The sequence below is a fragment of the Saccharolobus solfataricus genome, from assembly GCF_900079115.1.
GTDB lineage: Archaea > Thermoproteota > Thermoprotei_A > Sulfolobales > Sulfolobaceae > Saccharolobus > Saccharolobus solfataricus.
Genome location: NZ_LT549890.1, coordinates 1,818,200 through 1,831,528, shown reverse-complemented (window position 1 = coordinate 1,831,528; position 13,329 = coordinate 1,818,200). Strand labels below are relative to the sequence as shown.

General features: G+C 37.4%; 12 protein-coding genes and 6 pseudogenes. 7 read left to right on the top strand and 11 right to left on the bottom strand.

Annotated features, from left to right (window positions below):
- Window positions 1-92: 92 nt before the first annotated feature.
- The 3 genes and pseudogenes from SSOP1_RS09850 to SSOP1_RS17710 form a co-directional block, all read right to left on the bottom strand.
- On the bottom strand, window positions 93-1,151 hold the full coding sequence (locus tag SSOP1_RS09850) for an ISH3 family transposase (RefSeq protein ID WP_164497324.1): 1,059 nt from the start codon (window positions 1,149-1,151) through the stop codon (window positions 93-95).
- Window positions 1,152-1,321: 170 nt separating this feature from the next.
- Window positions 1,322-1,588, bottom strand: a pseudogene (locus SSOP1_RS17475) (IS4 family transposase); the annotation flags it as partial.
- Window positions 1,589-2,121: 533 nt separating this feature from the next.
- Window positions 2,122-2,391 carry a transposase gene (locus SSOP1_RS17710; protein ID WP_158011705.1) on the bottom strand — a complete coding sequence of 90 codons (270 nt, stop codon included), beginning with the start codon at window positions 2,389-2,391 and terminating at the stop codon, window positions 2,122-2,124.
- Window positions 2,392-2,489: 98 nt separating this feature from the next.
- Here SSOP1_RS17710 and SSOP1_RS17705 point away from each other — a divergent pair.
- Window positions 2,490-2,636 (top strand): annotated as a pseudogene (locus tag SSOP1_RS17705) (RNA-guided endonuclease TnpB family protein); the annotation flags it as partial.
- A 56-nt stretch (window positions 2,637-2,692) separates the two neighbouring features.
- On the opposite strand, the gene SSOP1_RS09835 reads toward SSOP1_RS17705, so the two are convergent.
- Window positions 2,693-3,526, bottom strand: coding sequence for an ABC transporter permease (locus SSOP1_RS09835; RefSeq protein WP_009992190.1), 834 nt, complete (start codon window positions 3,524-3,526; stop codon window positions 2,693-2,695).
- Window positions 3,519-4,412 (bottom strand): ABC transporter ATP-binding protein, encoded by an 894-nt coding sequence (locus tag SSOP1_RS09830; RefSeq protein WP_010923662.1) that lies wholly within the window; start codon window positions 4,410-4,412, stop codon window positions 3,519-3,521. The genes SSOP1_RS09835 and SSOP1_RS09830 overlap by 8 nt, the downstream gene beginning before the upstream one ends.
- A 228-nt stretch (window positions 4,413-4,640) precedes the next feature.
- Between SSOP1_RS09830 and SSOP1_RS09825 the strand changes: the two genes are divergently transcribed.
- Window positions 4,641-5,495 carry a hypothetical protein gene (locus SSOP1_RS09825; protein ID WP_009992187.1) on the top strand — a complete coding sequence of 285 codons (855 nt, stop codon included), beginning with the start codon at window positions 4,641-4,643 and terminating at the stop codon, window positions 5,493-5,495.
- A gap of 351 nt (window positions 5,496-5,846) precedes the next feature.
- Here SSOP1_RS09825 and SSOP1_RS09820 read toward each other — a convergent pair whose 3' ends face one another.
- Window positions 5,847-6,278, bottom strand: coding sequence for a MarR family transcriptional regulator (locus SSOP1_RS09820; protein ID WP_009992186.1), 432 nt, complete (start codon window positions 6,276-6,278; stop codon window positions 5,847-5,849).
- Window positions 6,275-6,718, bottom strand: a complete 444-nt coding sequence (locus tag SSOP1_RS09815) for a hypothetical protein (protein WP_048054356.1) — start codon at window positions 6,716-6,718, stop codon at window positions 6,275-6,277. Before SSOP1_RS09815 ends, SSOP1_RS09820 begins: the two co-directional genes overlap by 4 nt.
- A 259-nt stretch (window positions 6,719-6,977) precedes the next feature.
- On the opposite strand from SSOP1_RS09815, the gene SSOP1_RS09810 reads away from it, so the two are divergent.
- Window positions 6,978-8,237, top strand: coding sequence for a Glu/Leu/Phe/Val family dehydrogenase (locus SSOP1_RS09810; RefSeq protein WP_009992183.1), 1,260 nt, complete (start codon window positions 6,978-6,980; stop codon window positions 8,235-8,237).
- A 67-nt stretch (window positions 8,238-8,304) separates the two neighbouring features.
- Here the strand turns inward: SSOP1_RS09810 and SSOP1_RS09805 are convergent, their stop codons facing one another.
- Together SSOP1_RS09805 and SSOP1_RS09800 are read right to left on the bottom strand one after the other, a co-directional pair.
- Window positions 8,305-8,685 (bottom strand): clan AA aspartic protease, encoded by a 381-nt coding sequence (locus SSOP1_RS09805; RefSeq protein WP_009992182.1) that lies wholly within the window; start codon window positions 8,683-8,685, stop codon window positions 8,305-8,307.
- Window positions 8,663-8,995, bottom strand: coding sequence for a hypothetical protein (locus tag SSOP1_RS09800; RefSeq protein ID WP_010923658.1), 333 nt, complete (start codon window positions 8,993-8,995; stop codon window positions 8,663-8,665). Before SSOP1_RS09800 ends, SSOP1_RS09805 begins: the two co-directional genes overlap by 23 nt.
- A gap of 168 nt (window positions 8,996-9,163) precedes the next feature.
- Here SSOP1_RS09800 and SSOP1_RS09795 point away from each other — a divergent pair.
- Window positions 9,164-9,520: pseudogene (locus tag SSOP1_RS09795) on the top strand (IS607 family transposase); the annotation flags it as partial.
- A gap of 70 nt (window positions 9,521-9,590) precedes the next feature.
- On the opposite strand, the pseudogene SSOP1_RS09790 reads toward SSOP1_RS09795, so the two are convergent.
- Window positions 9,591-10,545, bottom strand: a pseudogene (locus SSOP1_RS09790) (IS110 family RNA-guided transposase).
- A gap of 158 nt (window positions 10,546-10,703) precedes the next feature.
- On the opposite strand from SSOP1_RS09790, the pseudogene SSOP1_RS09785 reads away from it, so the two are divergent.
- Window positions 10,704-10,988: pseudogene (locus SSOP1_RS09785) on the top strand (recombinase family protein); the annotation flags it as partial.
- Window positions 10,960-11,193: pseudogene (locus SSOP1_RS09780) on the top strand (hypothetical protein); the annotation flags it as partial. The pseudogenes SSOP1_RS09785 and SSOP1_RS09780, both read left to right, overlap by 29 nt.
- Window positions 11,194-11,295: 102 nt before the next feature.
- Here the strand turns inward: SSOP1_RS09780 and SSOP1_RS09775 are convergent.
- Entirely contained in the window at window positions 11,296-12,369 is a 1,074-nt protein-coding gene (locus SSOP1_RS09775; protein ID WP_009988451.1) for an IS110-like element ISC1229 family transposase, read from the bottom strand.
- Between the two features lie 143 nt (window positions 12,370-12,512).
- Here SSOP1_RS09775 and rfbC point away from each other — a divergent pair, with 143 nt between their 5' ends.
- On the top strand, window positions 12,513-13,043 hold the full coding sequence (gene rfbC, locus SSOP1_RS09770; protein ID WP_009988450.1) for a dTDP-4-dehydrorhamnose 3,5-epimerase: 531 nt from the start codon (window positions 12,513-12,515) through the stop codon (window positions 13,041-13,043).
- Window positions 13,044-13,329 lie beyond the last annotated feature (286 nt).

Here is a 13,329-nt window from a genome sequence, read left to right as displayed (position 1 = left end):
ATTAAATTTACTGATCATTGTAAGGCTAGACTAATAGTTAGTTGCTCATACTAAAAATGTGAACTACCCCGCCCTCACCGGTAGACCCAAAATCACCTCCATAAAAATAAATCTATAGTATTAATAAGTGTTTCCTCAAGATTAAATATAAAATCCTTTAGATCAGATAAATCGTCTAGAAAGCAGAGGATGAGCAGCAATCTAAACTCCTCTCTTGTCATGACGTTCTTAAACACGGTGTAAAGCGAGTAGAAGATCATGGCCAGCACGAAGATCAACTCGCGGAAGATGAACTTGGTGGAGCTCGTGAAGGGAAGGAAGGCCTTGATGTTCCTGTAAGACGTCTCAATGGGACTCCTAACCTTGTTGTACAACTTCAGCACTTCCCTCTTGGGTAGGTCGAGGTTGGTCGCCCTCGCGAAGTACACCACGGTCTTCTTCCTCTTCTTAACGATTTCCTTACCATACACCAGGAGTCTGAACTTGACCTGCTCTTCCTTCTTATGCCTCTTACTGTTTGTCGTGTACTCTCCGTCGAACTCCTCGTAGATCTTCACGTCCCCCACAGGGACTCCTATCACGAACTTGAACTGCGATATGAACTTGAGGACTTCCACGGTGTAGAATCCCGCGTCCAAGGTTACGAGCCCCACCTTGAAGCCCATTCCCACAATTTGCTCCATGAGAAGCTTCACGATCTCATCCTTGCTCATCCCGTTAACTTGGGGAACGAAAGCTAGGAGGAGCACCATATTCTGATACTTCGTGGTCGCGGTAGCGTAGTTCCACGAGTTCCCCTTGGCTGAACTACCCAGTCCCTCCACCGGCTTACCATACCACGTCTTGGTTGTCCAGTCTATGGAGATGTCGACTTCCTTCACTCCCTTGAGTATCTCCATGGAAATCCTCCTCATGGACTCTAATAGCTTCTCGATCACCTCAGTTCCCTGCTCCTCCACGTAGTTCCTCACGGTCTGTGGTGACACGTTATACCCTTTGGACTTGCTTTCCACGGAGTCGTTCCACAAGCACGCGGAGACCAGAACTCTCGATACCTCCTCCGCCTTTCTTCCCTTGAAGCTCAACATGGAAAGTAATTTATACCCTACTTGTTGTAGATTATTTTGGTGAGGAAGACCAGGTGTTATCACCTTGTCTTCACCACGTGATAATACCGGCTTCCTCACCTTAAATCTTTCTTCAATTAATTGCGTTCTTGTCAAAGCTATAAATTCTATTATTTTTCAGAATCTGATATTACCCAACCAAAATTATTTTTTGTAAAATGATTTTGGGTCTACCGTCACCGGTAGACCCAAAATCACCTCCTTAAAAATAAATCTATAGTGTAAATAAGTGTTTCAATTACATTAAATGTAAAATTCTCTGGATTGAATAAATCAGGAAATAAAAGAATTAATAATAATCTAAACTCCTCTCTCCCCACCTCCCCCTTGAATATGGTATATAAGGAGTAGAGTACAAGGGCCAGCACGAAGATCAACGTGCGGAAAACAAACTTAGTAGAACCAGTAAATGGAAGAAAAGCCTTAATGTTCCTATAAGAAGACTCTATTGGACCCCTCAAAGTCGTTGCTGAAGCCTTACCTTCCCTAATCTTGATCCCACTACCCTCAACCGGAAGCCTAGCAGAACTAACGCCCTTAACCAAGATGTTCTTCCTAGAAGCCCTATCAGCCAAGAGCTTAAAACCATCAAAGGAAAAGGCCAAATCACTCAAATTAGCCAACCTTAAAATTCCTAACAAGATTAGTACTCATCTTAACAAACCTTAAAACCAAAGTATGACTTACCATGCTTCCTACCCCAACCACCCTTATACTAAAGCTTGTAAAGTACTTGAGCTTAGAAACAGTATAACTCATGAGGAGAAAATCGTCGTTAAATTTCATCTCATCAAGGTCAAGTGAGATCTTCTCTAGACCGGTTTGAAAACTCCTCTTTCCCTCGCGGAAGAATGTATCAATTATGTAATAGTTCTCGAATTTGTCGTTTTTTCTCTTCCTACCTCAAGTTCGAAACCCTTCTCCCTATACTCGTTAATCACCTTGTCTAAGGCCTTGTTGAGTCATTAGAATTGTCCACATTCTCTCCCCCTCATCAACAACTGTTTCTTGTAGAAGAAGAATATTGTGCTCTTTGGTGGACTTTCCCACCTAAGAATTTCATAAACATTTTGCTATCCCTAATTTCTCCCTCTAACCAAGAGATTTCGTAGACGAACTTGATTAATAGGACTTTGAGGAGTAATATAACGTCCCACTTGGGTTTCTTGGAGTAAAGTGACTCAAGTTTACCCCTAAACGTTTCCCATGGAAATACTTTATCGACCTTGAGCAAAAGGTCTTTCTCAGTTGAAAGTGTCTTCATAATATTATCTCATCCCAATTTCTTATTAATATTACTCATCAATTTCCCATTTTTATCATCTTGGACAACGTCACGACGAGGTGTGACAATAAAAATCAAAGATGTACGGATTTCCCCAACGGATAGTCCGTTGGGTTGGGGTTATCCCGCTAAAGGGGCGGAGGGGTATGAGTGGGGCAATGCCCCGTGACTTTGGTGAAGCCCAAGGGCTGAGGATTGATATTAAATATTATGAAATCCTATGAAGCCCAAACCCCGAGGTCAAGAAATTATTGTTTTTCATGATATAAAAAGTACCTTACTAACTTACCTTCTTCGATATGTCTCTTCCCAGAAAATTTATTATCGATAAAACTAAGGGAATAAGGGAGTACACAACAATCGACACAATTGCTAAACTCACATTATTGCTTATGGAAGGTAAAATGTTCAGTCCTCTAGCTATTGCTGAAAATGGAGAGTTGTGTAATAGCATAAATGGTAACTCCGTGGAACCCCAGGTTGGTAAGTACTCAGAAATCGTTTCATAGTTGCTGTTGTGCGTTATTACAGACACGAAGACAAGTACGTCAGATACTATTATTGAGGCTATTAAGATAAATCCACTAATTGTAAAGGATAGATTGCTCCTCCTTAGTATTTCACCTATTGCAAATGCAATGTTGAGGAAAACTAGTGTTGAGAATATTATCGAAAAGAAAAGCTCAGGTAATAGTATTAACTCACTTTGTACTCCAAAGAGAAGAGATGAAAGGATTAAGGCAAGCACTACCATGAATAGGTAAATGATTAAAAGTAAGGAGAATGAACCAAGCCACTTCTCCATAACAAACCTCAACCTCGTTATTGGTTTTGATATGAAATAATCCACTGTTCCTTGTTCATATTCCTCTGCCATCGATCCAGAAGCTATTGATATTGCTAAGAAGTGTATTAGGAGCACTTGTGGTAATAATACTCCAAGAGCCCATAAATAGGGAGAGAGAGGGATTATTAAGGTCTTAAGTGAGTGTGAAGGTGCTAAGTATATTGCTAAATAAATCCCAAGCTCAAATATAAACGTTATTATAGATAGTACTATAACCTTCTTCCTAGCTATTGCCCTTCTCCATTCGTAAAGCATTATCTCAAACATTCCTCAACGCCCTCATGTAAGCCTCTTCCAAGTTTAGGTCAATATAGAAACCCTTTACCTTAACACCACTTGTAACCAAATCCCTTAACAGATCTTCTCTTCTATCCTCGTTAAGTTTAACTATTAACCTATTCCCATCGTTGAATACCCCTTTAACATACTCTATCCCCTTTAGTGCCTCTTCAGCATTTTCAATTTCATCAGTTTCAACTATTACTTGTATACCTAAAAACTCCTTAATCATATCCTCAACGGTACCGCTAAAAACTATCTTCCCCTTATATATCATGAATATTCTATCAGATAACTTCTTTACATCCTCTAATTCGTGGGATGTCATCAAAATCGATACGTTATCTTTTCTCTTCAACTTATTTAGTAACTCTCTTGTCTTCAAAGAAAAAATAGGGTCAATTCCCATGTTCGGCTCATCCATTATTAGAATAGATGGATTCCCAAGTAAGGATTCGGCTATTGCTATTCTCTGAACCATTCCCTTACTGTATTTAATTATGGGACTGTTAGCGTAGTTCTCCATTTCAACAAATTCTAAAACCCTCTTCACCTCACTTTTATCTACTCCTCTTATCTTAGCTGAAAGTTCTAACACTTGCCTTCCAGTAAGAAATGGTGGGTAATTGGGGATCTCTTGAACGTAGCCAATCGCCTTAAAGATTCTCTTGTTTCTAAAAGGATTTTCTCCTAGTATTTGCACTTCCCCCTTATCTGGCTTCATTAGAGTTAGTAGGATTCGGATAAGTGTAGTTTTTCCCGCACCGTTAGGGCCTATAAGTGAGACGAATTCCCCTTTCTTAACCTCTAATGAGATGTTATCCAATGCTATTTTATTGCCGTATTTCTTGACAATACTGCTTACAACGATCATTTTACTGTATAATAATTTATATTCCTGTTTAAAAGCGTGTATAATAGCGGGTTTGCTGCTTTGTGGGTTACTTAATTTTTATCTGAGTTAACGTGGAACTTACTTTTAAATCAACGCCTGATTTCGAATTTAAGAAAACTTAATGAGCTTAACATCTTAGAAAATTGAAGTATTCAACAAAGCACGGGTTTGCAAAAAGTTTATTTGTTAACCAAAAGATTATAGTGTATGAATGCAAAAAAACCCATTATTTTAACAATTATTGTTTTGATATCTGCGTTTATCGTCGTCTTGGCCAGCACACACCCAACTACTCAAGAGAGTGGTTCTACAACCGATACATTCCACTATTCCACATTAGATGAAATACATACGTATAATATTTCACCCATAACCAATTTCATCTCATACTATGTTAATAATACTAATGCAACACTAGCATTATCACTAGCATCTCAAATAATTGGTAATGGTACAATAAATTTCATATCGTTCAATAACACCTTCGCAATAATAGGCTATTTTAAGGCTTCTAGTCCCTTGTCATCATTTGCCTTCACAATAATAAATAAAACTTTAGTGAAACACGGCTTTGTATACGGCCAATATAATACCTTACTTTATGATTATAAAAACACTAGTGCTTTTGGATTTGATGGACATTACTTTTATATTGTCAAGGATAACGCAAGTTTTAACACTACTTTCTTTCTCCTAAAGTACCTTTACACCTCACAGAAAATCTTTGCATCTCAACCATCTATTAATGTAATAGCATATGGCAATACAACTTATGGTAGTTTTCAATTATTCTCGTCAAATAGCCAACTAATATTGAAGAGTACCGGTAACTTTAGTAGTGTGACCAAACTTTTAAAGTACTTTAACATAACCATAGGTAACTTTACTGTAGCCGGGAAAGTCGTTTTTAAGAATGCTACTGTTGTAGTCTATTCAATAAATGCAACTTATTACAATAGGAGCCTATTCGTAATGATAGGGATAAATAAACAAGATAATTATAGCATTGTCATAACATCTCATCAAGAAATAAGCTTGGCCGAAGTATTAAAGGAATTATAATCTTTTTATAAAAGTTTTTATAATTACATCTTATTAAGATTCTATAAAGGCAGTTCTTAATCGAAATTTAATAAGATATCTATATTTTAGTACAGTAACTAATGCTAAGCACGAAATAAAGTCCAAACTCTTTAGTATCTAATCTTTTTCTGTCATAAAGAATAAAACGAATCGTCCATAGTGCTTGGAGGAAGAGTCAAAGTTAATTTTATAATCATATTATTTATTTCTATATCTCAAACACATATACGAATATCAGTGTAAGACTTCTCTTTATGAAGATCAGCTAAGTGACGAATTTTTAGGTTAATAGCTATATTGTATGTTAATTTACAAAATTGGCTATCTATTCTATTGCGTGACTTTCAGCTCCTTTGACCCCTCAATTTCGTATGTAAGTAGAAATAGATATTGTAGCAGAAGCGTTAAGTCGTCTGTCTTATCCTTGCCTTTAGAAGCTAGAATATAAAATTCTCCCTCGTCCTTCAAAAGATCAGCTATTTTTTCAATTTTCTCATCTGAGATTCCTTGATATTTAAACCAAATCCTATTAACAATTCTCTCCTTATAGCTTTGCATTACCTTATCGGTTATCACATATTTTCCATCCGAAGTCTTCTGCAAGTACCCTTTCTTTATAAGGTCGTTTAGTGCCTTAGATAGACCCGCATCAGACATCCCAGTTAGATCCCTTAGTTCCGTGAAGGATTTAGGAGTCTTGCAATATTCAAGTATTAAATTTCTCTTCACAGTATAAATTTTATTCTGACTACTTATATTCATTGAAAGTCCCTTGATTCGTTCTTTAGGATATTAATTGACTTAATTGCGTCAAAACCAATTTTACCTTTCCATAGTTCCATTTCACCTTCAGTAAATATCGCCCTCTGATTTTCATAGTCCAGTAATAGCATGGTATTTTTCTTCTTTACAGTCTGGTCTGTTTCACTAACTACTTTTACGTCATTTAATATTATATGTCTAAGTTTTCCGTCACTTGTAACACTTACTGCTACGGATTTATCTCCGAGATAAATACCATATAATCTATATATAGTTTCATAATTATTTTTATTCACTTTTGTTTCTATGATTTTTACCTTCCAGTTATCTCCGACAATTTCATTAAATACTTGCCTCTCCAGGTTTGTTCTATTAAGTATTTCTCTTACTTTATCAAGAGGCATATGCATAATCTTATCAAATGGACTTTCTTCACTCATTTTTTCTTCACTCAACTTTACTTTGGTAGAGTAAATATTTAAACTTTTTGATCGAAAAAAGTGCTTATAGGAAAGTCCTTGTTACCTCAAGTATACTTAAAAGTATTCAAGAGTCGCTAAAAACCTTATATTTAGTTTCTGCACTTTGAGAAGACCTCTAATATCAATTTGTCTTTCTCACTTTAGGAGAACTGTATATTAAAAATTTTCAAAATTGAGTTGGAATAATTTTTTATTCTTAAAGTATTTGATTAAAGCGATGGAAGAACTCCTTACCTCGAATTTGTTCGTCCAACAAGTTAAGAAGTTGTATAAAGTTGGAGAATTGTTGGGTTTAGATATTGATACTCTAGAAGCCCTTTCCCAGCCGGAAAGGGTTATACAAGTTAAGATACAAATTAGGGGTTCTGATGGTAAGTTAAGGACGTTTGTGGGTTGGAGAAGTCAACACAATTCGGCCTTAGGCCCATATAAGGGAGGAGTTAGATACAGTCCCAATGTTACACAAGAAGAAGTAATAGCATTATCAATGATTATGACGTGGAAGAATTCCTTGTTATTATTACCCTATGGTGGAGGAAAGGGTGGGATAAGAGTAGATCCTAAGAAGCTAACATTAAAGGAATTGGAGGATCTGTCTAGAAAATACATTCAATTAATTCACAACTATTTGGGTAGTAATGTGGACATCCCAGCGCCTGACATTAATACTAATCCTCAAACTATGGCTTGGTTCCTAGACGAATACATAAAGATAACTGGTGAAGTTGATTTCGCAGTGTTTACCGGTAAGCCTTATGAACTAGGAGGGATAGGTGTTAGATTATACAGTACAGGGTTAGGTGTAGCAACAATTGCTAGAGAGGCTGCTAATAAGTTCATAGGAGGAATTGAAGGATCAAGGGTTATAATTCAAGGGTTCGGAAACGTTGGTTCTTTTACCGCTAAATTCTTGAGCGAAATGGGGGCTAAAATAATTGGAGTTAGTGATATTGGGGGAGGGGTAATTAATGAGAATGGAATAGACGTTAATAAGGCGTTGGAAGTTGTTCAGAGAACGGGTAGTGTTGTGAATTATCCAGAGGGTAAAAAGGTTACAAATGAAGAGTTGCTAATAAGTGATTGTGATATATTAATTCCAGCCGCAGTGGAAAATGTCATAAATAAATTTAATGCACCCAAGGTTAAGGCTAAGCTTATTGTTGAAGGTGCAAATGGTCCATTGACTGCAGATGCAGACGATGTAATAAAACAAAGTGGTATAGTTGTTATACCAGACATTTTGGCTAATGCTGGTGGAGTCGTTGGAAGTTACGTGGAGTGGGCTAACAATAAGTCTGGTGGGATAATTAGTGATGAGGAGGCTAAGAAACTTATTATTGATAGAATGACTAACGCTTTTAACACTTTATACGATTTTCATAAGAGGAAGTTTGCTGATCAAGATTTGAGGACTGTGGCAATGGCTTTAGCTGTGGATAGAGTAGTAAAGGCAATGAAGGCCAGAGGTCTATTATAATCAAGAACTATATTCTTCTTTTTTCCTCTCTTCTAAATTTGTAAGGAAAATTTAGTCTCTGCGAGTGTTAAACTACATCAGAGTAGATGCATATTTTATTCATTCTATAGAAGCATATATTTAGTTTCTTTAATATTTCTCTCCCTAGTAGGTTCATTTCTACATAAGGAGAGGACTCAATAAATGCATCTATATTTAAACGATTGATAGAAATACTAGCTTTGGCCATGTAAACTTCAATATTACCTAAAATGCTTCTGTATTTCCTAGTAATAGGAATCTCCATATAGTTAAGTTTCGTATAAATTTCGTAGTTGAGGAGTAACCAACCAGAAAATCCAGTGTTAACTAGTACATCTATCTCAGCAGAATTTTCATTCTTAGGGTCAGATACTTTTACGTGCAGTATAGGCTTTTCATTTATATCAAAACACTCCAGTGAGTTCACCCTCTCCAATTAGCCACTTTTTGCTTAGAGCGTAACACTTATTGTATTTCCTAGCCTCCTTTATCATTTCATCCTCGTTTTCAAAGCTGCCTATAAAATTACCATCACAGAATAACGCATACTTCCCCTCATTTACAGCGTCCCAAAAGTCCTTACTCTTTATTACCATAATTCTGTCTAAATCTTTATTTATTAACCAAAGTTTTATTGCCTCATTTATTGCCTCACTTACGGAAATACCTTCAATTGACGCTTTAGCCTTTAACATTCTGTAAAGCTTTTCATCAACATCTTTTATAAGCACTTTCATAGAGTTAAACTAGTTAAAATATCTAATGTTTAATTTACGCACCCTTGAGTCTGACTTCCTTATATAAAACATATTAGTTAAGTCTGAGTAATACAGACCTAACTGGGGCTGAATCCTTTTTCGTGTTAATAGAAATCTTTTTATATTCATTTATTATCAACCAATTTTGTGGAAAGACTACTGAGACCTAAGGAGGCTTGCCAACTTCTCGGCATTTCATACTCAACACTCCTACGGTGGATTAGAGAAGGGAAAATAAGGGTAGTAACAACTGAAGGAGGGAAGTACAGGATACCTTACAGCGAGATTAAGAAGTACTTAGAGAGGAGGGAAGAACCAAGAGCAGTAATTTACGCAAGAGTTTCATCAGCAGACCAGAAAGAGGACTTGGAGAGACAAATAAACTATCTCACGAATTACGCAACGGCAAAGGGTTACAAGGTAGTTGAAGTACTAAAAGATATTGCAAGCGGATTGAACACGCAAAGGAAAGGATTGCTGAAGCTCTTCAAACTGGTTGAGGGAAGCTTCCGGTATAAAAACTTTTCCTTGAAAATCGAGCATAATTCACACTACTTACGCAATGAAACCTGCTTTACTCACTAGCATCAAAGGGCTTATTATAATACAGCACAGCCCAAGTAATAACAGCCAACTTTCTAGCACACGCAACAATCAACTTCTTACCCCTAAGCCTACCCTTGTGCTCCTCATAAAAACGCTTGATAATAAGATTAACCTTAATAGCAGTCAAAGCTGCCAAGTAAAAAGCCCTCCTCAAAAACAGCATCACCCCTCTTGGATATACCCCTTGAGACAACACTCTTACCACTAGACTCAACAACTGGGTCGAGACCACAATAAGCAACAAACCTCTTCTTATCACTAAAGCGCCTAACATCACCAACCCTAGCCAAAATAATACAACCCAAGGTTTTACCAATACCGGGAATGGTGAAAATCAAACTATCCTTGGGAACAAAATCCTCAAGCTCCTTCTCAATCTCCCTCTTCCTACCCTCAAGCCTCTCAAGCTCCTCCAAAAGAAACCTAACCTCAGACAAGACAACACTATCCCCACCACCCCTCAAAACCTCCTCCAAGTTTTTCTTAGACAAACTATCCCTATAGCCTAAAAGTACCAAATCCCTCCTCAACCTATTCTTAACCCTAGCAATACTCCTAATAACAAAATCCCACTGGCTTGTTAACTCCCTAGCATCACTTGTTACAAACCCACTACCCATACTTACAACTATTTCTGCTAGCTTTTTAGCATCATTCTTATCACTCTTCTTACCCCTAAAACCCTTGAACTTCTTGAGTATAAAGGGATTAATAATCCTAACATCATACTCATTATTCAAGTACTTTGCTAGGTTAACGTGGTAAACTCCAGTACTCTCAATACCCACTTTGCAACCACTAGGCAAGATCTTCCTTATCTCCTCAAACCCCTGCCTATCATTAGTAAACTCGTAGAGTTTACCTTGAAAATACACGATTAATTTATCTTTTGATACATCTATTCCTGCAACTGGGGCCTCCATGTATACTCACCCTTATGTTTTATTCGGGCTTTTTGCCCAACTTCCGGTCCGAATTGGAGGCGGCCAAGCTCCCCATCGGGCTTTAAGCCCAAGGAGCGTCACGGCCTACACCCCAGTCAGATCTGTATTACACAGATCTGACTAATATGTTTTATATAAGGAGCGTCGACATTATCCTCATAACATACAAAGATAGACTAACGCGTTTTGGATTTGAGTACCTTGAGGAGTTCTTCTCAACGATGGGGGTTAGGATTGAGGTTGTTCTCGGAGAAGAACCTAAGGATGCTACACAAGAACTTGTGGAAGATTTGATTTCCATTATTACATCATTCGCTGGGAAAATTTACGGAATAAGGAGTCATAAGAAGACAGTCCTCGTTCAAGGTGTAAAAAAGTTGATAGGTGAGTTAAGTGGAGAGGACAGTGAAGTTAAGGGTTAAAGTAGACAATAAGACCTACCAGAAGTTGAAGGAAGTCGAAGAAGAGTATAAAAAGATACTAGAGGACACAATAAATTATGGACTCGTAAATAAGACTACCTCATTCACTAGGATTAAATCTGGAGTTTACAAGACTGAGAGGGAGAAGCACAAGGACTTACCCTCACACTACATCTACACCGCTTGTGAAGATGCAAGCGAGAGGCGTTCAGTAATAAACCTTTCGGTCAAACTTCAAGCATAGTATTAGCTAACATTGCCACGTGGGTCCTTTCAACCCAGGTGGCGATTAAGGGGAAGGGTTCACCTATTTAGGCTCATAAGGCTTATTATTATACCATACACTCCATACAACCCTTGCCAACTTCCTAGCCAAAGCAGCATACAACTTCCTACCGTGAAGCCTATCCTTGTGTGTCTCATAAAACTTCAGCAAATTAGGATTCCTAGAATAATTCCTCCCTGCCAAGAAGTAAAGCAAACTACGCAAGTACTTATTACCCCTCTTCGAAATACCCTTACTTACCACAGCCTTCCCGCTCCTCTCCACTACGGGATCTAGACCACAATAGGCAACAAATGATTCTGGTTTAGGAAAACGCCTAATATCACCAACAATACCAATAATAATACCAGCTGCAAGCCTCCCAATTCCCGGGATTGTTAATAAAACGTGATTATCCGGTACTTGTTCCTCGATCATCCTCCTAACTTCTTTCAATTTCTCTTGCGTTTCTAGGAGTGTTTTTGCTAGGACTTTGATTTCTTCAACTACTATTGGTGTGTATTCTAGTTGGTATAGTTCTTCTTGTGTAAAATCTCCTTTTGCGAGTTTTTCTAACCTTTCCTTGCTTATCTTGTTGTTGTCGCTTACTAGGAATAGTGTTCTCTCTAACCTGTTCTTGTACTTTACTTCTATGTCCTTGAGGAAGAGGTAAAGTGTTACTAGTTCTCTTAAGGGGTTATACTCGTACTCCTTTGCCTTATCAACCATGTTTTCTATTTTTTCAGCATCGTAAAAATCTGTTTTCTTTCCCCTAAACTCCTTTTCTCTTGATAACATGTTTGGACTAACCTGTAGTACTTTTATTCCTTTCTCCTTGAAGTATTGTGAAGGCCTTATTGCGTAAACTCCCATAGGTTCTAGGACTATTGTACAAGGTTTCATTTCAAGTATCTCTTCATATCCCTCTTTGTTGTTCTCGTATTTTCTCACCCTCCCCCTACTAGTTATTAAATAATCTTTTGATACGTCTATTCCTATTACCCCTACCCCTTTGTCACACCTATATTCGTGAATTTTATCACAATGTTCAGTCCGACGGTAGGGGTTAGTCACGCCCGTAGCCGAAGACTTTGCTTCAGATAGTGTCTCGACCATGTTTCCCCAGTCGAGGAGAGTATTACTCTACCCGACTAATAAAACCTGTATAGGTTAAGGGGATGAAAGTCCTCCTTCCTTAAGGGATGGATAGCCCGTAATCATTCAGATAGCTCTTTATAGATCGTGTATAATATAATCATATGCCGTTTGAATTTGAAAACTTAGGAATGGGTATTGTCCTCATAAAGCCGAAAGTCTTCCCAGATAAAAGAGGCTTCTTTCTTGAAGTATTTAAATCTGAAGACTTCACTAAAGCAGAAATTCCTAATATCGTACAAACTAATATGTCATTCTCTTTTAAAGGAGTAGTTAGAGGTCTACACTATCAGATAACTCCCAAGGAACAAGGTAAGTTAGTATTTGTTCCTAAAGGTAAAATATTGGATGTTGCTTTAGACCTAAGAAAATCATCCCCTACTTTCGGGAAATACGTTAAAGTTGAGCTTAACGATGAGAACCACTACATACTATGGATACCTCCGGGTTTTGCCCATGGATTTCAAGCATTAGAAGATTCAATAGTAGTCTACTTCCTAACCCATAACGAATACTCTAAATCTGACGAGAGATGCGTAAATTACTCTTATGTAGACTGGCCAATAAAGGAATTTATTATAAGCGATAAGGACTCACAGTGCCCGCCCTTAGAAAAGGCAGACGTCTTTAATTAAGCTACTCTATAGCAATACATACTGTTGGCTCTGCATTTTAGAGTGTTCTTATGCAGTTATCTTATTCTATATTTGCTTTAAAATTATTAGCATAATACAAAACTACTTCTTTAAAGATACTCATGCAGAAAAACCTAGAAATGTAAAGGCTAAATACAGTTTAACAAACGTTATGTACAAAGATTATGAGGTTTCTTTTATGGTTAGTCTAAGCCTCGAAATCATTCCACAATTAATATCTATCATCCTAAAGAATTTAAATTTTAAGCCTAGAAAGCATAAGGTA

Coding starts and splice junctions, on each gene's coding strand:
- SSOP1_RS17710 (WP_158011705.1), bottom strand. CDS start 2,391: ATGAAGACACTTTCAACTGAGAAAGACCTTTTGCTCAAGGTCGATAAA.
- SSOP1_RS09820 (WP_009992186.1), bottom strand. CDS start 6,278: ATGAATATAAGTAGTCAGAATAAAATTTATACTGTGAAGAGAAATTTA.
- SSOP1_RS09825 (WP_009992187.1), top strand. CDS start 4,641: ATGAATGCAAAAAAACCCATTATTTTAACAATTATTGTTTTGATATCT.
- rfbC (WP_009988450.1), top strand. CDS start 12,513: ATGCCGTTTGAATTTGAAAACTTAGGAATGGGTATTGTCCTCATAAAG.
- SSOP1_RS09800 (WP_010923658.1), bottom strand. CDS start 8,995: ATGAAAGTGCTTATAAAAGATGTTGATGAAAAGCTTTACAGAATGTTA.
- SSOP1_RS09815 (WP_048054356.1), bottom strand. CDS start 6,718: ATGAGTGAAGAAAGTCCATTTGATAAGATTATGCATATGCCTCTTGAT.
- SSOP1_RS09810 (WP_009992183.1), top strand. CDS start 6,978: ATGGAAGAACTCCTTACCTCGAATTTGTTCGTCCAACAAGTTAAGAAG.
- SSOP1_RS09830 (WP_010923662.1), bottom strand. CDS start 4,412: ATGATCGTTGTAAGCAGTATTGTCAAGAAATACGGCAATAAAATAGCA.
- SSOP1_RS09835 (WP_009992190.1), bottom strand. CDS start 3,526: ATGTTTGAGATAATGCTTTACGAATGGAGAAGGGCAATAGCTAGGAAG.
- SSOP1_RS09775 (WP_009988451.1), bottom strand. CDS start 12,369: ATGGTCGAGACACTATCTGAAGCAAAGTCTTCGGCTACGGGCGTGACT.